The sequence below is a fragment of the Shinella sp. OV683 genome (genome assembly GCF_057787725.1).
The window spans coordinates 3,067,192-3,089,468 of the sequence record NZ_CM173543.1; the positions used below are offsets into that span (position 1 = coordinate 3,067,192).

A 22,277-nucleotide genomic window follows, 5' to 3' on the forward strand; every position below is an offset into this window, starting at 1 on the left:
TTCCGCGCATTTTATGTTTCGCGTTTACGCAATCTTGCAGACCCTCCCTTACGTTACGCCAGAGCCCGCTTTCGGCGGGGTTATAGCGCGTTTTTATGCAAGGGGTGACGCATGGCAGTTAAGAGATGGCACGGTGGTGATGATGACAACAACGAGGATCACGGACATCACGGTTATCACGGCAACGACTTCAACTTTGAGCTGCCGAATATCTTCAAGATCGACTTCGACGACATTAATCTGAAGAAACTCGGCAAGATCACCGATTATGATGTTTCACACAAACATCTCAGCGTGACATTCGGCGACGAATGGACCTTCTCGGTCGACGGCTCCGGCTTCGATTTCAGCCTGAAGAGCGGCAGCAAGATCCCCACCATGACCGGCGGCACCATCGACAGCTTCTCCATAGACGGCCCGGGCAAGGCCGATTTCACCATTTCCGATCTCGACCTCTCGGCCAAGGACTTTTCCAAAGCGCTTGCCAATCTGAATTTCGAAAAGCTTCTCGACCTCGTGCTTGGCGGCGACGAGACGATCTCGGGCTCCGGCTACGGCGACTATCTCTACAGCGGCAAGGGCAACGACACGATCTACGGCAACAAGGGCGCCGACTACCTGATCGGCGGCGCCGGCGACGATGCGATCACCGGTGGCGTCGGCAACGACTATCTGGTCGGTGAAAAGGGTGCCGATACATTCCTGTTCGGACCGAAATCGGGCACCGATCTGGTGGCGGATTTCGACGCTGGCAAGGACACGCTCGACCTCAGCGGCTATGGCTTTGGCGGCGACGTCCGGGATTTCCTCGACCAGCATGTGCTGGACGGACATGGCGGCCGCTGCCACGATGGTGGCGGCGACAGTGTCGTGATCGACCTCGGCGATGGCAATATGGTCAAGCTCGAAGGCGTCAGCCGCTGGGACCTGGGCGAAGACAACGTGCTGCTGTAAATATCAAAGGCCCATGCCATAGTGCGTGGCGTGGGCCAATGTCCGACCCTTCAGGCGCATATAATCCCAATGCAGCGCTGAGGCGGTGGCCGCATCGTAGCGATGATAATCTGCTGGTTCCGACGTCCTGAACTCGCCGAACTGCCGGTGCCATTCGCCATTGCCGACATAGACTGCAAAATCAAAGCCAGCGAACTGATCGGCGGTGATATCGATGACGATATCGCCCTGCTGGAGCCAGGCGTGATCACCATCCTTGCCTCGCGCGGCAATCAGTTCGAAGTCGCCGAGGCCCTCGTCGCGCAGATAAGCTGCCAGCAGCAGTGACGCGTCGCCACACGATCCCCATGGAAAGCGGCTGAAGCCCCCGGAAAGTTCGGACCTGTCGGAGTTCTCGATAGCGAGGCGGAATGCGGTTGCCGCGTTTCGTATCTTTTCGAAGCTCATGGACGCCTGCCGATAGAACGGGAAGATGCGATACAGTCAATCTACGCAGCTCGCTCGTCAATCCTACACGGGCTCGCAACAGGCTGATCCCGCACAATAATCTTGCAGGAGCGTTACGAAGTAAGGTTACTTTCCGGCCAAACGGAGCGTTGCCCGCTATTCGAACCTGAACGCCAGCTTCTTGCCCGTCAGCTTGGCCAGTTGCTGCAAGCGGCCATCGATGCGTTCGCCGGCAAATTCCGCATATTCCGGCGGCACGACGAATTCGAGATCAATGTTGCTTGACGGATCGCGCGGTTTTTCAAACCGCAGGTGACGTATGATTCCGGGCATCGAAGCCGAGAAGAGGTAGAGCACGCGTAGCATGCCGCCCAGAAGCTTCGAAAGCTGCATCAGCCGCGGTGTGCCGATGCCGGCGAGATCGCTGGTGGCGCTGTCGTCGTTGAGACCTTCGAAGCGGTAGTAATTGGCCAGCGCCAGATAGGCGCGACCCGGATGGGTGATTCCGACAAAGGACGAATGGGCGATGATGTTGAGCGCCTGCAGGCCGCGATAGTCCGGATGCGCCCGCCAGCTGATATCGGCAAGCAGGCAGGCCGCCTGACGATAGCGCCCCTCTTCCACAGTCTCGCTGATACCGAACACCGGCATCATCGCGCCCGTCCAAGCGGCAAGCTCGCGGGCATGTTCGGGGGAACGAGCACGCAGCACGGCGAGTTCGCCGGCCGCAGATAGCAGCGGATCCTGATGCCGCACCGATTCCGGCAGCAGCGAATAGAGATAACCTTCGCGCACGCCCTGCGCCGAGAACGACATCCAGGCCGGCTTCATTTCGGACAGGATCTCGCGCATGGCGATGGCGCCAAATGGCAGGAGCGCGCGGCGCGCGCGCGACACGGCCTGATAAGCCGGCTCCTTCTGATCCTTGTTGGCGATGACGCCTTCGAGGAACGTCATCGCGTCAGCAAAGCTCAGCCGGTAATCCTGCACCATGTGCAGCGGATAGTTGTTAAGCTCCATATGCAGCTTGGCGAGGCTGCGCCAGGTGCCGCCGATCGCGTAGAATGTGCGACCTTCGCCGGTTTTCAGAAAATCGATCTTGCGCAGATATTTGCGCGCCTGGGTCGTCGCCTTGGAAATCGAGCCACCCGAAAACTCCGTCAACCGGATGCCGCCGAGCGGGGTCGTCAGTCCCTTGCCATGGGTCTGGCCCTTGATGTCGATGAGTTCGAGCGAGCCGCCACCGAGGTCGCCGGCAATGCCGTCGGGATCGTGATAGCCGCTGATGATGCCGAGCGCCGAATAGTGCGCCTCTTCCTCGCCGGAAAGCACCCTCACCTTCTGGCCGAGAATCATTTCTGCCTTGTGGATGAAGTCCGGACCGTTCGCTGCCTCACGCGCGGCGGCCGTCGCCAGCGCATAGACGGTGTGGGCACGCGCCTGCGTCGACAGCGCCTTGAAGCGATGCAGCGCGGCCAGCGCGCGTTCAACGCTTGCGGCATCCATGTTGCCCGTCTGGGCAATACCCTTGCCCAGGCCGCACATGACTTTTTCGTTGAAGAGCATTGCAGGGGCGCGGTTCAGCCCCTCGTAAATCACCAGTCTGATCGAGTTGGACCCGATATCGACGATGGACACCGGCTCGATGCCGGGCAAGCGCCCTTGGGCTTCTGACTCTACCATGTAGATCCAATCAGACCTATACTATCACTTACGACCGGACGAAAACCGTCCGGCAATCAGCTTCGGCGCACTCGATTTCAGGGCCTCGCCACGTCCCGAAAGACTTGGATTGGTCATGAAATACAGCTGCGCATTGAACGGCTCCTCCCCGTCGCGCACATCTATGCGCTTCGAAGTTCCGTCGGGAAGTATCTCGTAGGACTGCTGGTTGTCAATCAGGTTGGCCAGCATGATCTGGGATAGAACTTGCTCATGCACAGTCTTGTTGATCAGCGGAACCAGCGTCTCGACGCGCCTGTCCAGATTGCGCGGCATCATGTCGGCTGAGCCGATATAGACCAGCGCCTTCTCGCTTGGCAGGCCATAACCATTGCCGAAACAGAAAACTCGGTTGTGTTCAAGGAACCGGCCGACGATCGACTTGACCGAGATATTCTCTGACAAACCAGATACTTGCGGCCTGAGGCAGCAGATGCCGCGCACCACGAGCTCTACCTTGACGCCGGCATTGCTGGCTGCATAGAGGGCGTCGATGATTTCGGGATCGACGAGAGAATTCATCTTCATCCAGATTGCCGCCGGCTTGCCGCCCTGGGCATGGGCGATTTCCTCGTTGATGTGCTGGAGGATGCGTGGACGCAGTGTATTGGGCGAGACGGCCAGCTTCATGCCCGCTTCCGGCTCGCCATAGCCGGTGATGAAGTTGAAGACATTGGCCATGTCATGGGCAATCACGGGATTGCAGGTGAAGTAGCTGAGGTCGGTGTAGATCTTGGCTGTTACCGGATGGTAGTTGCCGGTGCCGAGATGGCAGTAGGTCCTGAGACGGCCATCCTCGCGGCGCACCACCATGCTCATCTTCGCGTGGGTCTTGAGTTCGATGAAACCGAACACGACCTGGACGCCGGCACGTTCGAGGTCGCGTGCCCAACGGATATTGGCCTCCTCGTCAAAGCGCGCCTTGAGCTCGACAAGCGCCGTCACCGACTTGCCGGCCTCGGCCGCATCCACCAGTGCGCGAATGATCGGGCTGTCGCGGGACGTGCGGTAGAGCGTCTGCTTGATCGCCACGACATCGGGGTCGCGCGCAGCCTGGATCAGGAACTGCACGACCACGTCGAAGCTCTCATAGGGGTGGTGGACGATCATGTCCTTTTCGCGGATGGCGGCGAAGCAATCGCCGGCATGTTCGCGGACGCGTTCGGGAAAGCGGGCGTTGTAAGGCGGAAAGCGCAGATCGTCGCGCGGCGCCTTGGCGATTTCAGATAGCGTGTCGAGCGCCAGGAAGCCCGGCAGGACGGCGATGCGGTTTTCCGGCACGTTGAGTTCGTGGGTGACGAACTGGCGCAGCGATTGCGGCATCTCGCTGTCGGTCTCGATACGGATGACCGAGCCACGACGACGGCGCTTGAGTGCCGTCTCGAAGAAGCGCACGAGGTCTTCGGCTTCTTCCTCGATTTCGATATCGCTGTCTCGAATGATGCGGAACGTGCCCGATCCGGTGACCTGGTAGCCGGGGAAAAGCTTGCCGATGAACAGCAGCACCGTGTCTTCAAGGGTGATGTAGCGCAGCACGCCATCGAGATCCGGCAGGCGGATGAAGCGATCGAGCGCCGGCGGCAGGCGGATCAGTGCCGTCATCGGCTCCTTGTCCGTCAGGCTGGTAAGCTGCAGCCCCATCGAGAAACCGAGATTGGGAATGAACGGGAATGGATGGGCCGGATCGATGCAGAGAGGCGTCAGCACCGGAAACAGCGCCTCGTTGAACTCCTTCTCCAGCCACTTGCGGTCTTCCTTGTTGACCGCGCCGGGGCGGACGATGAGGATATCCTCGCGCGCCATATATTGCTGGAGTACGGCGAGTGCCGCCTGCTGCTCCATCTGCAGATTGTTGATTTCCTTGAGGATCGCCTCGAGCTGTTCGGCCGGTGTCTTGCCGTCGGGGCTCTTGATGACGATGCCTTCGCGCACCTGGCCTTCGAGGCCTGCCACGCGTACCATGAAGAATTCGTCGAGATTGGCCGCCGAAATCGACAGGAACCGCACGCGTTCGAGCAGCGGGTGGTTGGTGTTCAGCGTCTCCTCGAGAACGCGGCGGTTGAACTGCAGCCAGGAGAATTCGCGGTTGATGAAGCGGTCCGGACTGCTGGTAATGGTGTTTTCCGCAGCGGCCTCCACGACCGACACTGCCGGCTGGATCGTATCTGTCGCGTTCACATTCATGCTGCTTGTCCGTCTCGGGAAATGGGTTGGTTAATGTCTTCGGCCGGAATTATTACAGAATGACGACAGTTACATGACAGCAAAGTCGCTAACAATCGCTTGATTTGCGTCGTTGCGCAAATTTCGTACTAATCCTTTGTATTTGCTTATCTTTTTTCGGCATTGCTCGTACTTGTTATGTTCCCTTTTGCGTCCCTTTGCGCCGATTTGCGCCAGTGTTTTTTCGCTACAGGCGCAAATCTGGCGCAAATTTTTCACGTTTCGTTCCGCTTGTTCAACGCTGAGAGCCGCACGCCAATCTGCGCAGCTGGCTGCGCGGCCAACCCGCCCACACCACCCCACACAAGTAGATCGCTGTTGACCGAAGCATCTACTTGTTACGAGCCGACTAGCGCAACCAAACGAAACAAGCCACGATGTACAAGAACCAACTTAACAACCGAGGCAGATCTGCGGGAGAAATCCTGAAAGCCAGTGGGTGTCAATGTCGAAATCTTATTCGTAACCGGGGATAATTAATGGAAATCTCAGATATTCAACCAAACGTTTTCATCAGTTATACAGTTGCCGACAGGGAGAGAGTTACTGAGGTGGTGGATCAGCTCCAAGCGCACGGGATCCGCGCCTGGATGGATTATCGAAGGATAAAGCCCGGACAAAACTGGGACTTTGAAATTCTCAGGGCCCTCGATGGTGCCGCGATCATCATAGTCTTCATATCAAACAACTCAGTGAATAAGCGTGGATACGTCCAAAAGGAAATCAAGCGAGCTTTGGATAGAGCGGATGAAAAACTTATCGATGACATTTATTTGATACCGGTCCTGCTGGATGACGACGCGCCGGTGCCTGTAGAATTGAAGGATATTCAGTTCATTAAGCTGTCTGATGATAGTTTTGGCGAGAAAGTGATTGATGCGATCCGCAGTCAACTTGAAAAAATCGGCCTTGCAACTGAACTTGCTCAAGAAAACTCTGAAATACAATGGCAGGCTCTTCCATACCACGAATATCGAGATGGGTTGCCGGGCTACGAGGCGGAGCTGCGCCTGTTTCGGTTTAGCTCGACAGTGTACCCCTACATCGCGCAGGTCGGCGACATTGTGAAGGCTGAGCTACTTGCAGAAGTGATGGATTTCCGCCGCTCAACGTTTGAACCTGCTACCCGCTTTTACAACTATGGCCAAGCACGATATTCTCGAACCAACACGATTGATGCCCAAAGCTGGGGACCGAAAATAAACGGGCGCGTGCTATCGCTGGATTATAGTGTGCATACTTATTTCGCAGGTGCCGCGCATCCAAACACGCACTTTAGAACCTTCAATTTTATAATCGATCCGCTTTTTAGAATCGACAGCGCAGAGTTGCTCTTTGAAGATGCTGATCAGGCATTTTTAGCAATTCAGTCGTTCGTGCGTGACGCGCTTTTGAAGCTTAGATGGGACGATGACGAATCGCTTGACGCTGAACATGTCGAAGGTGGAACAGCCGGTTGGAAGCATTTTGAGGCATTCACCTTCAATGATAAGGGGATCGAATTCTTGTTCGCACCGTATCAGGTGGCGCCATATGTTTTTGGACCTCATACAGTTGAAGTCCCGCATGCCGTATTCGGAGCGCACCTGAAGCCTTCGTTCCAATCAGCCTTGGGTTTGGAATGGGTAAATTTCTCGGAGCTAGTAAAGAATGCGACAGAGCCGACTGACCCTCGGTAGTCGCGGCCTTTCTCACTTATTTTGAGAACTGCTGTCTGCACGCGAGCAACGAACGATGCCGCATCGGGCCTAGCGGTGGCGAGGGCATCAAGGGATTTGTGTTCGTTTTAGCAATTCCGAGAAGTTTATAGACGCGCGATTTGCCAAACGGCAGCGACCACCACCGGGCATCCCGCAGGGGGGTAGCGAATAACAAGACCCCCCTCGGCCGGGGAACGGCGGGGGTAGAAGCGTTATAGAATCCGCGTTATTCGCACTTCTGATACATGCCGCCGCGCCTGCGGGGCCGCTGGCACCCGCCTCGGACCCGGCCAAAACCCGGCGCTTCCGGCCACAAACGGGCGGTGACGCGGTTCTTCGAAAATTGACGGCAACTATCCCGGCCGCGTCGAAACGCGCGTCAGCGGCCTTTAAATTGGTGAACCGAAATCAGGTTAATTCTTTTCGCGAACCGTGCTATGGTTTGCGTGCCGTGGATAGCTGACCGGCCAGCGCCTGGGGATTGTTTCAACCTCCGCGCCGACCTCCCGGCGATGGAGGTATTTTTATGTCCGAACTCGACTGCATCCGGCGCGATCTGCACGAAACCAAGCAGATGGTTATCGGCCTGACGCGCCGCCAGACCGGCAAACCAGCCGAAGCGCGGCAGCGAACTTTGGTCCGATCAATGCTTTGCAAACTGCTCGCCGTCGCCGAGCGCCACGACGATGCCAGGGCGATTGCCGAGCGACGTTTTCCGGGCAATGCCGCCGTGCTCGAATGCCTCGCCGATCCCGGCGCGTTCGTCACCAAGGCCACCCCACCGGCAATGACCACGGTCGCGGGCTGGGCTGCCGAGTTGACCACCTCCGCCTTGAACTCGGCGCTGCAGTCGGTCGCGCCATTTTCGGTTTTCTCGGAGCTTGCGAAGCGCGGCTTGGCCGTCTCTTTTCCCCAAGGCGTGACCAGCATCCGGTTGCCGTTCCGCACCTCTTCCGGCGAGCTTGGCGGCGCGTTTGTTGGCGAGGCTCAAGGCATCCCGATGCGGCGTCTCGGCCTCGGCGCGGTCAATTTGATTAACTACAAAATGGGCGTCATCTCGGCTTTTACGCGGGAAATGGCGCAGCAGTCGACGCCGCAGATCGAAACGATCATCCAGCGAGCCATGTCCGACGATACCGCAATCGTCGTCGATGCCGCCCTGCTCGACGCCAGTGCTGGAACGGCGCTGCGCCCACCCGGCTTGCTGAATGGCATCGCGCCGTTAACCCCGACTGCTGGCGGTGGCGCTGCCGCATTGATCGCCGATATCGGCAAGCTTTCAGTTGCCGTCCCGAAGGCGCGCGCGGTCGTGTTTTTGATGAGCCAAGCCATGGCCGCTAGGGCGGCGCTGTGGTCGCCGGGTTTTGCGGCCTTAGACGTCGTCATCGCTCCGGCGCTGGCCGAAGGCACCGTCGTTGCCATCGATGCTGACGATTTGGCGCTTGCCGAATCTGCGGCCGATTTTTCGATTTCCGAGGAAGCGACGCTTGTCATGAGCGACTCAACGCCGGTGCCGGATTTGTCGACAATGGCGACGATGTCGACGTTCCAGACAGCTTCGCTCGGCATCCGGTCGATCTTTGGGGTTTCGTGGGTCATGCGCCGCCCGAACAGGATCGCCACGATTGCGAGCGTCACATGGTAAGCCGGGGCGACTGGGATTATCCGCCGCTCTATCGCCACCGACGCCATCGCTGGCATAACGTCGTGCCGTTTCGCTTGCCGCCCGCAAAGGCGCAGGACGCGATTTGCGCATGGGCGCTGGCCTATCTGCGGCAAGCGAGCGGCAGCGACGAAACGGCCGGGCTGGTCGATGCACTGTTTCTCGATCTTGGCCACCAGCGCATTGCGGACGTCGTGGCCGGTTGCGAGCGGGCGATACGAATTTACGGTTGCGAATGGAGGACGAGGCAATGCCAGACCGGCAAGAAATGATCGCCGAGGCGTGCTTTGAAGTTATGCGGCCCGGCTTCGGCACATGGTTTAGCGTGATTGGCGAGCAGGTCGAGTTTAAGACCGGGCTGCTCAGCGGCGCCGATTTGGTCGTCGGCCTGAAGACCGCGCTCGACCGGATCGACGCCGAGCGGCCAAAGTATTTCCCCGGAGGGCGGTGGCGATGAGCGACAACGATCCCCTGACCCTCGCCATTCGGGAAATCCTCAAAGCCGAGCGCGTCGATCAGGCCACCAAGACCGGCACTTTTATCGGCCAGCGCTTCGCTGAGGAGCGCGAACGGATCGCCGAGGCGCTGGGGCTTGACCGGGCCGAATGGCGCGGCGAGCTGGCGTTGATGGCGGCCGAAATCACGGCGCTGCGCAGCGAGATCGCGTCGTTGAAAGGCGGCTCGCCACGCGCAGCGCGCGCCAAGCTGGCCGCTCCCGTGAGGCGATTGCGATGATGGTCGGGCCGCTCGCCTATCTGCGTTTGCTGCTCTGGTCGGCGCTCGCATGGCTCTGTGGGGCTGCGACGCTCGCCGATGTACGCAATGCCTTCGCCGATGTTGCCGCCCAGCGAAAACGGTTCCTGCAGACGCGCGCCGATGTTGCCGTCGCTGCCGCCTTTACGCGGATGGAGGAACGCCGCAAAACCGCCCTCGCGCCTCGCCGTCCAACCTGATGACCCGGATGCGAGCGTGAGCCTCGCCCGGCCCAGCGCGGCATGTCATGCGGGCCGGGCGGTGGCTGGCCACCATATCGGGATTGTGTTTGTTGATGACGCGGGCTTGGCGAAGTAGCTCGCGGGAGAAATTGCCAACAATGTTGGCGATTTGTGCGCTGCTATTTTTGTCGCCGCCTCGTCCGACTTTTCCCTCTTCTGGAAATTCGACCGCCAGCAGCATCGCCTTCTGGCTTGCCTATTTCCCCGGCTCGACGCGCTGCCGAAACAACCGCTCGATCCGCTGAAACACTGCGAAGGACGGCATCCGGCAATCGCCGTTTTCGAACCGATGCAGCGACGTGCGGCTGACGCCTGCCTCGCGGGCGATGGCGGATGGGCCAAGGCCGGACTGCCGCAAGCCCGAGAGCATCGAGGAAAGCTTGTCGCTGGGGCTGGGTTCGCTGGGCATGCGGGCAAGGATAACGCCGACGCCGGGAAAGGGAAAGAAGGCCGCCCTTGCAGCGCTTGGCGAAAGGATTTGCGCCTGTTTTTTCGCTACAGGCGCAAATCTGGCGCAAATCACGTTGCTGTTTTGCGTTTTTTCTGTTTGTTTTCAACGGCGTTCGGCGATTTTGACAGTTACATGACAGTCAAGCGTCAGGCTCGAGTTTGCCCAGTTCATTGAGGACCTCGCCGGCCAGTGCCCGGCTGAGCTTGACGCCACGCGCCAGCGCCAGATGGTCGAGCCTTTCAACGATCTCCTGCGCAGATTTGAGCGAGCGCTCCATGCGGCTGACGATATAGGCAGCAAGTTTCTCGTCGATCAGCAATTGCCGGTCGGAAAACAGCTTGAACAGGATTTGCGTAAGGAGCGCATCGTCGGGCGGACCGATTTCGACCACGGTCGCCGCCTTCAGCCGCGACAGGAGGTCGGGCAGAGTGACGCCCCAGCTGACCGGCCAACCGCGCGCGGTGATCAGCAGGCTCGTACCGGCACTGCGCACTTGATTGATGACGTGAAACAGCAATGTCTCGTCGAACGTCCGGCTGTCTGCATCCTCGAACAGAACCGGCCCCTGCCCAGCCAGCGTCACGGCGTCGTCCGGGCCGCCATCGAAAATAGCGTGCGCGTCGCTGGCCTGCTGCCAGACATTGGCGAGATGCGACTTGCCGGAGCCCGCAGGCCCGGTGATCACCACCACCGGCGACGGCCAGTCCGGCCAGCGGTCGATGATGCCGGCCGCAGCACTCACGGGATCGGAAATCACCAGATCGTCGCGGCCGCTTGCCGGTTCGTGCTCGAAAGCGAGCGGCAGCTGCTGGGGTTTCCTCTGGTCAGGCGTATTCATGAACCGAGATCCGTCTATTTCTCGACCGCGATGACGATCGTCTCGGTCTTGCCTTCCGGCGCGTCCGGCGAGGCCGCGCCGTGGTAAAGATCGCTCTGAAGATAGCGCGAAATCGCATAGCGCACCAGAACCGCAATGCATGCCGAGACAGGCACTGCAACCATCAGCCCGACGAACCCGAACAGCGCGCCGAAGGCAAGCAGGGAGAACATCAGCCAGACGGGATGCAGACCGACTTTCTCACCGATCAGCTTGGGCTGAAGCACATAGCCGTCAATGATCTGGCCTAAGAAAAAGATTCCGGCAATCAGGATAACCCACGGATAATCCGGCCAGAACTGCACCAGCGCCACGCCCACCGACAGCACCAGACCGAGCAGCGAGCCAAGATAGGGGATGAAGGAGACCAGACCGGAGACGATGCCGATCAGCAAGCCGAAATTCAGCCCGGCAAGCGACAGGCTACCACCGTAGAGGACCGCCAGGATCAGGCAGATCGTGCCCTGGCCGCGCACGAAGCCGGCGATGGCGTCGTTCATCTCGTCAGCCAGTCGCCGGACCACATGCAGCCAATCGCGCGGCACCCAGCTGTCGAGCTTGGCGACCATGTTGTCCCAGTCAAGCAGCAGGTAGAACGCGACCACGGGCGTGATCACCAACAACGACAGCACGTCCACGAGCGCCTTGCCGGACGCCCAGATCTGCACGAACAGGCCGGCGATGAAGCTCGCGCCCTCGCCGATATATTTCGAGAAGTTCTCCTTCAGCGTCCCCATTTCGCCCTTAAGCCAGGACGGCATGTAATGGATCTGTGCGTCGCTGAGCATTTGCTGCAGCGTAGCCACGTAGCCGGGCACCTTTTCGGCGAAATCGGTGGCCTGACTCGCGAGCAGCGGGATGATGATCAGAAGCGCCAGCACCAGCAACACAATGAAGGAGAGCAGGATCACCGCCGTCGCCGCCATTCGCGACAGGCCCCAGGTTTCCAGCCGGTCGGCAACCGGATCAAGGAAATAGGCCAGCGCCATGCCGGCTACGAAGGGCAGCAGGATCGAGGAGAACAGATAAAGGAAGCCAACGAACAGCGCCAGCACGACCAGCCAGAAGTAGATCTGGCGACGCAGGCTCTGGCCTGTGATGTGGGTGACCATGGATGTTCCGCTTCGTGATTGATTATGCCACGAAATAGGACGCATGGGGGAGACTGGTCAAGGTCAGAGAGGAGAATGACTGTTGTATGAGGTCGCCAAAGGGCTAGGCGTCGCGACCAACTCGGAAATGCAGACGGTCGAGTGCCATCGCCAAAAGACTCCCGACGATGTCGATGAGCGGATCGGGCGTTGAAGGACGTTCATCAGCGCCGAATGCGAGTCCAATCGCGGCAGTCTGCCCCGCTGCCGTTGCTACAGGCCAAAAGTCAAAGCGCGAGGCCAGGACAGGGTAAATACCTGCGCGCGTGACAGTTTCGATCTCCAGCGACGATCGCGCCGCCTCGAAATCTGCCGCCTGGGGCTCCAGGTCGCCCACTCGGTTAATCGCAACCACTTCGCCCTCGGCTACGAGCATCACGACGACGGGAACTTGAAACAGCGCTGCAAGAGCTCGGGCCGCAATTGAGAGGATCGCTTTGATATTGTCGGCGGCCACGACGTCGCGGCTGTAGCTTTCCAGCACGCTCACCTGCCTTTTCAGGCGTCTCGCATCTGCTGCCCTCCGCCGGGAGGTGTAGGCAATACTGCTTACGATAAGTCCAACGACAAAAAGTAGTCCAATCGCCCAGATGTTTGCCGGATCGTCGACGATCAGGGTGTAGCGAGGCTCAGTCAGGAAGAAATTGTAGGCAAGGGCACCAAGAAAGGCCGAGAAGACGGAAGGCCCCAAACCGAAGACGATGCCAGCGATGATCACCGGAATTACAAACACGAGGGAGACGTTTGGGATCGTTACCCCGCTATCGATACCGACCGCCACGACTGCCGCGACGGCGGTCATCGCAAACGAAGCAAGGTAATGCACCACAGCCGGAGCCTCCGATGGTGCCGAGCCCAAAAGTGGATCGGCATCTGGCATCGGTGCGATGTCCTGTTGCAGCTCCGATTCAACACCGGCCATTGTTTCGACTCCTGCTCAATGCGCTGGGCTAACCGAGTATACGCCCGCTCCCTCCCAGCGTGCGCGACAAAAATGCAAATTCGGCGGCCAACCCCGCCCCCGTGTGCTGCCGTTTCGAACCCGTCCAGACATCACGCGCCAAGGCCTGGATGCGGCACGACAGAGCAGGTTCGCCTAAAAGATTTTCCCTAGCATTGCCTCCAAAAGCTGCACGACGCTCACGGCAACTGTAAAGCCTATCGCTACGAGCAACGCGAGCATCAGGAAGTTGAATTTATGCGGCGGCCCGCTTGTGTGTTGGGCTGGCGGAGATCTTTTGCCCGGCTCATTCGGATGACGACGAAGCCATGCGTGGCGTGCAAGCGCATGACGCACCACAACCAACCGCGTCGACAACGACCGTTTCGGATCCTTCGACTTCTGCGCCATCGTTCTGATCTGAGTTGTTTGCAACGATGCTATTTTTAGCCAATTTGACCTAAATATTCGATTGGAAGTTCGCGGACGGGCCATAAGGAAATCATAAGGCGACGCATATCGCGTCAGCATCAAAGTGGAATGATGCGTCTCCCCCGAGGATGTCTCACCTCGCCGGGCTTTTGATGCTTGCTACAAGGTATTTCCCCAATTTCATCTGGATTGCGCGAGCAAATGCTTGAAACCTCGGGCTCGTCATGCCATTGCGCGGGGAACAAACCAGCCCAGCGGAGACCGCGATGACCGACGCGAAGAAAAACGGCCTGACCTACAGCGATGCAGGCGTCGATATCGATGCCGGCAACCTGATGGTGGAAAAGATCAAGCCGCTGGTGCGCTCGACCAAGCGTCCCGGCTCCGACACCGAGATCGGCGGCTTCGGTGGGCTGTTCGACCTCAAGGCCGCGGGCTTTGTCGATCCCATCCTCGTCGCGGCCAATGATGGTGTCGGCACCAAGCTGAAAGTGGCTATCGACGCCGGCAAGCACGATACGGTCGGCATCGACCTCGTCGCCATGTGCGTCAACGATCTCGTGGTGCAGGCGGCCGAGCCGCTGCTGTTTCTCGATTACTTCGCCACCGGCAAGCTCGATCCCGACCAGGGCGCCGAGATCGTCGCCGGCATCGCCGAGGGCTGCCGCCAGGCAGGCTGCGCGCTGATCGGCGGCGAGACCGCCGAAATGCCCGGCATGTATCGCGATGGCGACTATGATCTCGCCGGCTTCGCTGTTGGCGCCGCCGAGCGTGGCCAGTTGTTGCCCGCCGGCGATATCAATGAGGGCGACGTGATCCTCGGGCTCGCCTCCTCCGGCGTGCATTCCAACGGCTATTCGCTGGTGCGCAAGATCGTCGAGATTTCCGGCCTCGGCTGGGAAGCGATCGCCCCGTTCGAGCCCAGCAAGTCGCTGGCCGAAGCGCTGCTGGAACCGACGAAGATCTATGTGAAGCCGCTACTCAAGGCGATCCGCGAGACCGGCGCAATCAAGGCGCTTGCCCACATCACCGGCGGCGGCTTTCCAGAGAACATTCCCCGCGTGCTACCGAAGACCTTGGCTGCCGAGATCGATCTTGCCGCGATCCCGGTCAAGCCGGTGTTCCGCTGGCTGGCCTCGACCGGTGGCGTCGCCGAAAAGGAAATGCTGCGCACCTTTAATTGCGGCATCGGCATGATTGCCGTGGTACCGGCCGACAAGGCCGAAGCCGTCATTACGGTGTTGACCGCCGAAGGTGAAACCGTCGTGACACTCGGCCGGATGATTGCCCGTGACGACGGCGCTGCAGGCGTCAGTTACCAGGGCAGCCTGGCACTGTGATGCGCAAGAAGGCGGCGATCTTCATCTCGGGCGGCGGGTCCAACATGGCGGCCCTGCTCGACGCTGCCAAGGATCCCGCCTACCCCGTCGAATTCGTCGCCGTCATATCAGACAAGGCCAATGCCGGCGGGCTCGCAAAGGCTGAAGCCGCGGGCATCCGCGCCGCTGCTTTCGAGCGCAAGGACTATGGCTCGAAGGAAGAGCATGAAGGCGCCATCCTCGCCTTGCTCGCCGAGTTGCAGCCGGATTTCCTCTGCCTGGCCGGCTATATGCGGCTGCTGTCGGGTACCTTTATCGGCGCTTACGAGAGCCGCATCATCAACATCCACCCCTCGCTGCTGCCGCTGTTTCGCGGACTGCACACTCATCAGCGCGCCATCGATGCCGGGATGAAAGTAGCGGGTTGCACGGTACATTACGTCACCGAAGGCATGGATGAAGGCCCGATCATTGCCCAGGCGGTGGTGCCGGTGCTGGATGGTGACACCTCCGATGCGCTTGCCGCCAGGGTATTGACGGCGGAGCACCGGCTCTACCGCGAGGCGCTCAGGAAGTTTGCGGGCGGTACGCTTGCGACGGATGAGAGTGCCCGCGTGGTGTCGTTCGGATAAAAGGCATCGGCATTTGCGATTGCCCCTCATCCGGCGGCCTGCGGCAAATGCGGAGGGGTTTCCCTCGCCCCGTTCTTACGGGGAGAGGGCTAGGGTGAGGGGCAAAGAGCCGCAAACACCGATCCGTCCCAAAACGAAACACTCCGCTAAAATCTTCATTTCCACGCCAACATCCTATAAGCCGCGCCAACAATCCATCTCCGCAAGCGCGGTCTTTGTTAAGCTCGCCTTAACAGCACCGGTTGCTTGATGATCCGGTAATTTGAAGTTGGCGGATCATGAAAAAACTTTTTGCTTATTTCGCCTCGCTCACCAAGGGTCAGCAGCGTTTCCTGCTTGCGCTTTTGGTTCTGGTGCTCCTGCCATTCACCACCCTGCTTTGCCTGCAGGTCTACAATGCTGCCACCTTGGCGATGCTGGGCAGCGAGATTGCCTCCCGCGCCGGGGCATGGAAGGCCGATGCACATGCGCTGAATGCCAAAGTCGACCCGGAGAGCTTCAAGAGCCCGTCCAACCAATATGCCTATCGCCTGCTGTCCATGCATGGCGAACTCGTGCCGGAGCGGCGCGTGGTGGTGACGGTGCAGGTGCCGCTCGGCGACCTCAAGCCGAAGAAGGGAAGCACGATCACGCAGGACGAACTTCTCAACCATGCCGCAGAAAACATCCAGGTGATGGGCGAGGAGGAATGCAAGCTGCTGATCGGCTCGCTTGCCTCGCAATGCACGGTGATGGCGGCAACGGGACGGCCCGTCGGCGACCAGGCCTATGAATACCAATTTCAACTCGCCTTCGCCGAGAAAAATCCTTTCGGCAAGACCGATGTCGCAAAGTCCTATGAGTTCATCGTCAGCCGTTCGAGCCCCGGCAAGGCGGCGACGCGCCAGCGAATCTATTTCGGGCAATCCGCTCGCGAACGCCAACGCATCTATGAAGACGTCGCGGAGACTTGTGCGGCGATCCGCCGGAAATCCGGCAATTGCAGCGTCACGGGCCTGTCGATTGCCTCAAAGCTCGACCGCGGTACGCCGATGGCGCGGTTGTCGGCGTCCGCAGCTTACGCGAGCCTTGTAACGGCATCGGAGCTCGCCGCAGTGACACATTGAAACATGCCCCCGACTTCCTGTATCGTCTGCAGCGCAATGATCGGGGGATCGAGAATGAATATGCGGATTTCAGTGGCGTTTGGCGCTGCTCTCTCAGTGGCGACAGCTGCCCAGGCCAGTGATCTTACATTTCTTTCGCCCGACGGTGGTGTCTCCTTCTCCGGCAGTTATGGCCTGACATCGATTAAGTCCAACGAATTCGTCTGGGCCGGCAAGACCAAGGTCTCGCAACTGATCTGGAAGAGCAGCTATGTCTCCACCTTCAACGCCGACCTGAAGGTCGAATTGCCGAAGGACTGGTACCTCAGCGCGCGCGCCACAGTCGGCTTTGGCGGCGATGGCCATATGGCGGATTTCGATTGGCTGGTCGCGGGGAAATCCTGGTCCGATCGCTCGTTGCACCCCGATACGCGCCTGAACCACTATCTCGTCGGCGGCGTCGAAGCCGGCCGGCAGGTCCTGTCTTATGACGGCACGGATCTCTCGCTGGGAGCGGGCTTCAAATACACCGATGTGAAATGGACCGCCTGGGGTGGCTCCTATGTCTATTCGGTAGGCGGTTTCCGGGATACGCGCGGCAATTTCGATCCCAAGGAGAAAGGCATCTCCTATCGCCAGTCGTGGCCTGTGCCCTATATCGGTGTCAATCTCAAGCATACCGAAGGCGACTGGACGTTCGCGGGCTCGCTTCAGGGCGGGCTGGCCGTCGATGCCTATGGCACCGACGACCATTGGGTGCGCCAGCTGCGTTTCTATGACTACTACTTCACCAAGCCTGCGATGTCCGTGAGCGCTTCGGCGGCTTACGCCGTCCGCGAAAACATCTCGGTCTTCGTCAGCGGTTCGTTCGACAAGATGTTCCGGGCGCGGGCCGACACCAAGGAAATCGACACGACGAACAACGCGACAGCCTGGTACAAGAACGGTGCCGGCGGCGACTTCCAGTCGATGACGGTGTCGGTCGGGCTGAAGGGGACGTTTTGAGGCAAAAGCCTCAAACCCCGTATTTCATCACCGCCCATTGCAACAGCATAATGGTCTTGCCGTCGGCGATCTTGCCTGAGCCGATCATCGCATAGGCGTCGGTCAGCGGAATTTCGAGGATCTCGATGTCCTCGCCTTCATCTTCCAACCCGCCGCCCTCGCCTGCCCTGGCATTGACGTCGATCTCGGCGGCGAAGAAGCTGACCCGCTCGGTCACGGCGCCCGGCGACATGTAGGCGTCGAAAAGGAATTCGGCGCGGTCGATGCGGTAGCCAGTCTCCTCCATCGCCTCGCGGATGATGGCGCTGGTCGGGTCGTCGCCATCAAGCAGTCCTGCAGGCGTCTCGATCAGCCAGCCTTCGCCGCCATTCAGGAATACCGGAATGCGAAGCTGGCGGACAAGAATGACCGATTTGCGCGCGGGATCGTAGAGCAGGATGGTCGCGGCATTGCCGTGATCATGGATCTCGCGCTCGACGGTCTGGCGGCCGCCGTCCTGCCGCTCATGCTCGACCGTGAGCCTCTGGAGGTGGACGAAACGCTTGTGCAGCGTTTCCGATTTCAGGATTTTTACTTTCGGTTCGACCTTGGCGTCCATTATCTGTCTTCCCGCAAAAAATCCTCCCGCCTCCCGTTCGCATAAAACGAAGGAAGGGTCGAGCTATTTCCTCAGCCAAACCCGATTGTCATGCAGCCCGACGCCCCCGAACGGGGCGACATTGTCGGCGCCGGTCAGGACGTTGATACCCTCACCATCAAGATGCGCCTTGTTGGGCCAGAGGCCCTCCGCCACCAGAACACCGGGCTTGACGGCATCAGTGACCCTGGCATGGATGCGTAGAGAGCCACGGACATTGCCGATGGTGACGATATCGCCATTGGCGACATCATGCCTCGCGGCGTCGGCGGGTGACAGCATCACCTCCGGCCGGCCTTCCTTTTCGCGCGATGTCTTGGTCTCGGCGAAGGTGGAGTTGAGGAAATTGCGCGCCGGTGGCGTTGCCAGCCGGAACGGATGCATGTCATCTGCAAGCTCGATCACCGGGCAGAAGTCCGGAAACTCCGGCAATTGCGCATAGGGGCCGAGCAGGCCGATATTGTCGGGCGTGCGCACAGAACCGATCTGCCCCAACCAATCCGGACGGAAGCGGAATTTCTTGTCTGGATGCGCAAACCCATTGAGATAGTGGCTGGTCTCGAAGTCCGGCTGACGGTCGAACCACTTGTCGTTCAGAAGCGTGTCGTAGTCCGGCAAGCCATCAACATCAAGGATCGCATCGATATGCTGCCGCTCCGTCAGCCCGAAACCCGGCATGTCGGCGACGCCGAGGCGCTTGGCCAGTTCCTCGATGACGAAGAGGTTGGTGCGGACGTCTTCAGGCCCGTCGACCAGTTTCGGGCCAAGCATGATGTGGTTCTGACCGCCGCCGCGATAAATATCCTCGTGCTCGACAAACATGGTGGCCGGCAGGACGATATCGGCGATCTCCGCCGTTTCGGTCATGAACTGCTCGTGCACCGCGACGAACAGGTCCTGGCGCGCAAAACCCTTCTTCACCAGCCGCTGCTCTGGAATGATATTGGCGGGATTGGTGTTCTGGATCAACATCGCCGTCACCGGCGGGCCGCCGCGCAGCGCCTTTGCATCGCCGGTAAGGATTGCGCCAAGTTCGGCCTGATCGAGATTGCGAACATTGGGATCGGCGAAGGACTGGCCTGTCAGCAGCCGGTTGTCCATCTTGAAGATGCCGGAATTGGAATGAAAGCCGCCACCGCCCTCATATTGCCAGGAGCCGAGCACGGTGGGCAGGCTTAGCGCGGCATGCATGGAAACAGCGCCGTTGCGGCTGCGCGAGAAGCCATAGCCGAGGCGGAAATAGCTTCTCTTCGTCGTGCCGATGAGCCGGGCGAAGGCCTCGATCTCATCGACCGAAAGGCCGGTGATCACTGCGGCCCACTGCGGTGTCTTGGTCTTGAGGTGCGCTTCGAGCCCGACGGGATCATCCGCAAACTTTGCCATGTATTCGCGGTCGGCATAGCCGTCGCGGAAGGCGATATGCATGGCGGCACAGGCAAGTGCCGCATCCGATCCCGGCTTCAGGATCAGCTTCATGTCGGCCTGCTTCATGGTCGGGTTGTCGTAGATGTCGACAACCACGATCCTGGCGCCACGCTCCTTGCGAGCGCGGATCGCGTGCGTCATCACATTGACCTGGGTGGCAACCGCATTGGTGCCCCAGATCACCACGCAATCGGATTTCGCCATCTCTCTGGGATCGGGGCCGCGCAGAGCGCCCGTGCCCATGAAGTAACCTGTCCAGGCCGGATTGACGCAGATGGAATCGAAGAAGCCGGAGTATTTCTTGGCGTGCCGCAAACGATCGATGGAGTCGCGCTGCACCCAGCCCATCGTGCCGGCGTAATAATAGGGCCAGACGGTCTCGGCGCCGTGCCTCGCTTCAGCCTTGATAAACGCATCGGCGATTTCGTCGAGCGCATCGGTCCAGCCGATCTGCTGCCAGCTGCCCGCACCCTTGGCGCCGCTGCGGCGATAGGGATGCATCAGCCGATCGGGATGATAGAGCCGCTCGGCATAGCGGGCGACCTTGGCGCAGATGACACCGGCCGTATAGCTGTTATCGGCGGCGCCGCGCACCTTGCCGATCCGCCCATCGGCATGGACTTCGATATCCAACGCGCAGGTGGAGGGACAGTCGTGCGGGCAGGCGGAATGACGGATGGTGATATTTTCGGCAGGACGGGTCGCAATGTTCATGCGATGTGTATAATCGAAGCTGCTGTGCCGGGGAAGTTGCTGCGCCGCACATTGAAAAATATCATCCAGACTTCAACGGATATCATGAATTACCGCCACATCTATCACGCAGGCAATTTTGCCGATGTCCTGAAGCACGCGGTGTTGGCGCAGTTGATCGAGTATCTGAAGCAGAAGGACAAGGCGTTCCGGGTGCTCGACACCCATGCCGGCATCGGCGTCTATGACCTGTCGAGCGAGGAAGCGCAGAAGACCGGCGAATGGCTGGATGGCATCGGCCGGCTGATGGATGGCCCTCTGCCTGCAAAGATCTCGCCATTGCTCGCGCCTTATCTCGATGCAGTCCGCGCGCTTAATCCCGATGGCGGCCTCACCTTCTATCCCGGCTCGCCAAAGCTGTCGCGCATGCTGCTACGGGGCCAGGACCGGCTGTCGCTGATGGAACTGCATCCCGCCGATTTCGAAGAGCTGCATCGCAATTTCGACGGCGATTTCCAGACCCGCGCCACCCATCTCGATGGCTGGCTGGCGATGAATGCACATCTGCCGCCCAAGGAAAAACGTGGCCTGATCCTGGTCGATCCGCCTTTCGAGCTGGCAGGGGAGTACAAGAGACTGGTCGATAATTTCGCGAAGGCCTACCGCAAGTTTCCGACCGGGGTTTATTGCCTCTGGTATCCCCTGAAGGACGGCGCGCCGATCGCCGAATTCCACAACGCGTTTGCCGAACTCGATATCCCCAAAATACTCTGTGCGGAATTGTCGGTGAAAAGCGAGCGTGATACGACCGGACTGTCCGGCTCGGGCCTGATCGTCGTCAACCCGCCTTTCACGCTGAAGGGCGAACTCGACGTGCTGCTGCCATATCTCAGGGAAAAGCTGGCGCAGGACAGGTTCGGCAGCGCCAGCACCTTCTGGATCAGGGGCGAATGAGCCTCTCGCTCAGTTGTGCAAACTTTGCGCTTTTTATGTTGAAAAGAATCCCCTTAAAGTTGTCGCGCTAACATTGGGGCTCACATGAAACTCATCCATATCTCCGACATCCACATTTCCCCCGCGCCCATCCTGGGCTTTGATCCCATTGCCAATTTCGAAGCCTGCCTCGCGCATGTCGCCGAGTTCCAGAGCGATGCCGACCGCATCGTCATCACGGGTGATCTGACGCATCGCGGTGGCGTCGAAAGCTATGAGCGGTTGAAGGCGATCCTTGAGCGGTCGCCACTGCAGGGCCGGTTGTCGCCGCAGTTGATGGTTGGCAATCACGACAATCGGGAGAACTTCGTCGGTGTTTTCGAGGCCGCCCAAAGGGATGAAAACGGCTTCATCCAATGGGTCGAAGAGACTGATGCCGGCCTGTTCGCCTACCTCGACACATCAGAGCCTGGCACGCATGCGGGGCACTATTGCGCCGCCCGGCAAGCATGGTTGATACAGGTGCTGGAAGGCGCAGAAAGTGCCGACAAGTCGGTGTGGATCTTCATGCATCACAACCCGATCTCGGTGCATGTCGCCAATGCCGACGAGATCGGGCTCGTGCAGGAAGCCGAATTCCAGACGATCCTGAAGCGATACCGGGGCACGATCCGCCATATCTTCTTTGGCCATTGCCACTTCACACTGAGCGGCCAAGTTGTCGGCATCCCATTTTCAGCGCCGCGTTCAACAAACCATGTCTGCTGGCCGGATTTCTCCGGGATTGCCGAGCGGATGGGTTACGGCGCCTTCAGTCCCAACTACAATGTCTGCTTTCTCGGCGAGGAGGGAACCGTCATCCATTCCATCGACTTCCTCGACGAAGGCAAGGTGCTCTGGACGGATTGACGGGATAGCTGACAACCCTCAACGGGATGGTGACTGTGGCCGCTTTGCACTTGACCGCGAACAGCCATCTGGACCAATGTCGCC

22 protein-coding genes are annotated in these 22,277 nt (G+C 59.6%); 13 read left to right on the top strand and 9 right to left on the bottom strand.

The window, feature by feature from the left end; genetic code table 11:
* Positions 1 to 111 precede the first annotated feature (111 nt).
* Positions 112 to 954, top strand: coding sequence for a calcium-binding protein (locus ACXHRN_RS14715; RefSeq protein WP_488637060.1), 843 nt, complete (start codon positions 112 to 114; stop codon positions 952 to 954).
* A gap of 3 nt (positions 955 to 957) precedes the next feature.
* On the opposite strand, the gene ACXHRN_RS14720 is transcribed toward ACXHRN_RS14715, so the two are convergent.
* The 3 genes from ACXHRN_RS14720 to ACXHRN_RS14730 all read right to left on the bottom strand — a co-directional run bounded on the left by ACXHRN_RS14720 (position 958) and on the right by ACXHRN_RS14730 (position 5,307).
* Positions 958 to 1,401, bottom strand: coding sequence for a hypothetical protein (locus tag ACXHRN_RS14720; protein ID WP_488637061.1), 444 nt, complete (start codon positions 1,399 to 1,401; stop codon positions 958 to 960).
* Positions 1,402 to 1,557: 156 nt separating this feature from the next.
* Positions 1,558 to 3,084 (bottom strand): exopolyphosphatase, encoded by a 1,527-nt coding sequence (gene ppx, locus ACXHRN_RS14725; protein WP_488637062.1) that lies wholly within the window; start codon positions 3,082 to 3,084, stop codon positions 1,558 to 1,560.
* A 24-nt stretch (positions 3,085 to 3,108) separates the two neighbouring features.
* A complete protein-coding gene (locus tag ACXHRN_RS14730; RefSeq protein WP_488637063.1) occupies positions 3,109 to 5,307 on the bottom strand; it encodes an RNA degradosome polyphosphate kinase in 2,199 nt (732 codons plus the stop codon).
* Between the two features lie 518 nt (positions 5,308 to 5,825).
* Here ACXHRN_RS14730 and ACXHRN_RS14735 point away from each other — a divergent pair.
* The 6 genes from ACXHRN_RS14735 to ACXHRN_RS14760 all read left to right on the top strand — a co-directional run bounded on the left by ACXHRN_RS14735 (position 5,826) and on the right by ACXHRN_RS14760 (position 9,662).
* Entirely contained in the window at positions 5,826 to 7,025 is a 1,200-nt protein-coding gene (locus ACXHRN_RS14735; RefSeq protein ID WP_488637064.1) for a TIR domain-containing protein, read from the top strand.
* 547 nt (positions 7,026 to 7,572) lie between these two features.
* Positions 7,573 to 8,691 (top strand): phage major capsid protein, encoded by a 1,119-nt coding sequence (locus tag ACXHRN_RS14740; protein WP_488637065.1) that lies wholly within the window; start codon positions 7,573 to 7,575, stop codon positions 8,689 to 8,691.
* Positions 8,685 to 8,981, top strand: coding sequence for a hypothetical protein (locus ACXHRN_RS14745; RefSeq protein ID WP_488637066.1), 297 nt, complete (start codon positions 8,685 to 8,687; stop codon positions 8,979 to 8,981). The genes ACXHRN_RS14740 and ACXHRN_RS14745 overlap by 7 nt, the downstream gene beginning before the upstream one ends.
* The gene (locus ACXHRN_RS14750) at positions 8,960 to 9,166 is read left to right on the top strand and encodes a hypothetical protein (protein WP_488637067.1); all 207 of its coding nucleotides are present in this window, start codon (positions 8,960 to 8,962) and stop codon (positions 9,164 to 9,166) included. Before ACXHRN_RS14745 ends, ACXHRN_RS14750 begins: the two co-directional genes overlap by 22 nt.
* Positions 9,163 to 9,444, top strand: a complete 282-nt coding sequence (locus ACXHRN_RS14755) for a hypothetical protein (protein WP_488637068.1) — start codon at positions 9,163 to 9,165, stop codon at positions 9,442 to 9,444. Before ACXHRN_RS14750 ends, ACXHRN_RS14755 begins: the two co-directional genes overlap by 4 nt.
* A complete protein-coding gene (locus tag ACXHRN_RS14760; RefSeq protein WP_488637069.1) occupies positions 9,441 to 9,662 on the top strand; it encodes a hypothetical protein in 222 nt (73 codons plus the stop codon). Before ACXHRN_RS14755 ends, ACXHRN_RS14760 begins: the two co-directional genes overlap by 4 nt.
* A gap of 238 nt (positions 9,663 to 9,900) precedes the next feature.
* On the opposite strand, the gene ACXHRN_RS14765 is transcribed toward ACXHRN_RS14760, so the two are convergent.
* From ACXHRN_RS14765 to ACXHRN_RS14780, 4 genes are all read right to left on the bottom strand, one after another.
* Complete coding sequence (locus tag ACXHRN_RS14765; RefSeq protein ID WP_488637070.1) at positions 9,901 to 10,113, bottom strand: helix-turn-helix domain-containing protein; 213 nt, start codon at positions 10,111 to 10,113, stop codon at positions 9,901 to 9,903.
* A gap of 181 nt (positions 10,114 to 10,294) precedes the next feature.
* The gene (gene hdaA, locus ACXHRN_RS14770; RefSeq protein ID WP_488637071.1) at positions 10,295 to 10,993 is read right to left on the bottom strand and encodes a DnaA regulatory inactivator HdaA; all 699 of its coding nucleotides are present in this window, start codon (positions 10,991 to 10,993) and stop codon (positions 10,295 to 10,297) included.
* 14 nt (positions 10,994 to 11,007) lie between these two features.
* The gene (locus tag ACXHRN_RS14775; RefSeq protein WP_488637072.1) at positions 11,008 to 12,144 is read right to left on the bottom strand and encodes an AI-2E family transporter; all 1,137 of its coding nucleotides are present in this window, start codon (positions 12,142 to 12,144) and stop codon (positions 11,008 to 11,010) included.
* A gap of 103 nt (positions 12,145 to 12,247) precedes the next feature.
* Positions 12,248 to 13,105, bottom strand: coding sequence for a DUF4118 domain-containing protein (locus ACXHRN_RS14780; protein ID WP_488637073.1), 858 nt, complete (start codon positions 13,103 to 13,105; stop codon positions 12,248 to 12,250).
* A gap of 716 nt (positions 13,106 to 13,821) precedes the next feature.
* Here ACXHRN_RS14780 and purM point away from each other — a divergent pair.
* The 4 genes from purM (at position 13,822) to ACXHRN_RS14800 (ending at position 17,596) form a co-directional block, all read left to right on the top strand.
* Positions 13,822 to 14,895, top strand: coding sequence for a phosphoribosylformylglycinamidine cyclo-ligase (gene purM, locus ACXHRN_RS14785; RefSeq protein WP_488637074.1), 1,074 nt, complete (start codon positions 13,822 to 13,824; stop codon positions 14,893 to 14,895).
* Positions 14,895 to 15,506, top strand: a complete 612-nt coding sequence (gene purN / locus ACXHRN_RS14790; RefSeq protein ID WP_488641911.1) for a phosphoribosylglycinamide formyltransferase — start codon at positions 14,895 to 14,897, stop codon at positions 15,504 to 15,506. The genes purM and purN overlap by 1 nt, the downstream gene beginning before the upstream one ends.
* A gap of 278 nt (positions 15,507 to 15,784) precedes the next feature.
* A complete protein-coding gene (locus ACXHRN_RS14795; RefSeq protein ID WP_488637075.1) occupies positions 15,785 to 16,612 on the top strand; it encodes a hypothetical protein in 828 nt (275 codons plus the stop codon).
* A gap of 54 nt (positions 16,613 to 16,666) precedes the next feature.
* Entirely contained in the window at positions 16,667 to 17,596 is a 930-nt protein-coding gene (locus ACXHRN_RS14800; RefSeq protein WP_488637076.1) for an omptin family outer membrane protease, read from the top strand.
* Between the two features lie 10 nt (positions 17,597 to 17,606).
* Here the strand turns inward: ACXHRN_RS14800 and ACXHRN_RS14805 are convergent, their stop codons facing one another.
* Both ACXHRN_RS14805 and ACXHRN_RS14810 read right to left on the bottom strand, forming a co-directional pair.
* The gene (locus ACXHRN_RS14805; RefSeq protein WP_488637077.1) at positions 17,607 to 18,194 is read right to left on the bottom strand and encodes an NUDIX domain-containing protein; all 588 of its coding nucleotides are present in this window, start codon (positions 18,192 to 18,194) and stop codon (positions 17,607 to 17,609) included.
* A 63-nt stretch (positions 18,195 to 18,257) separates the two neighbouring features.
* Positions 18,258 to 20,372: a molybdopterin oxidoreductase family protein gene (locus ACXHRN_RS14810; protein WP_488637078.1), complete on the bottom strand. Its 2,115-nt coding sequence runs from the start codon at positions 20,370 to 20,372 to the stop codon at positions 18,258 to 18,260.
* An 84-nt stretch (positions 20,373 to 20,456) separates the two neighbouring features.
* Here ACXHRN_RS14810 and ACXHRN_RS14815 point away from each other — a divergent pair, with 84 nt between their 5' ends.
* Entirely contained in the window at positions 20,457 to 21,305 is an 849-nt protein-coding gene (locus ACXHRN_RS14815) for a 23S rRNA (adenine(2030)-N(6))-methyltransferase RlmJ (RefSeq protein ID WP_488637079.1), read from the top strand.
* An 84-nt stretch (positions 21,306 to 21,389) separates the two neighbouring features.
* Positions 21,390 to 22,193: a phosphodiesterase gene (locus tag ACXHRN_RS14820; RefSeq protein WP_488637080.1), complete on the top strand. Its 804-nt coding sequence runs from the start codon at positions 21,390 to 21,392 to the stop codon at positions 22,191 to 22,193.
* The last annotated feature ends 84 nt before the right edge of the window (positions 22,194 to 22,277 follow it).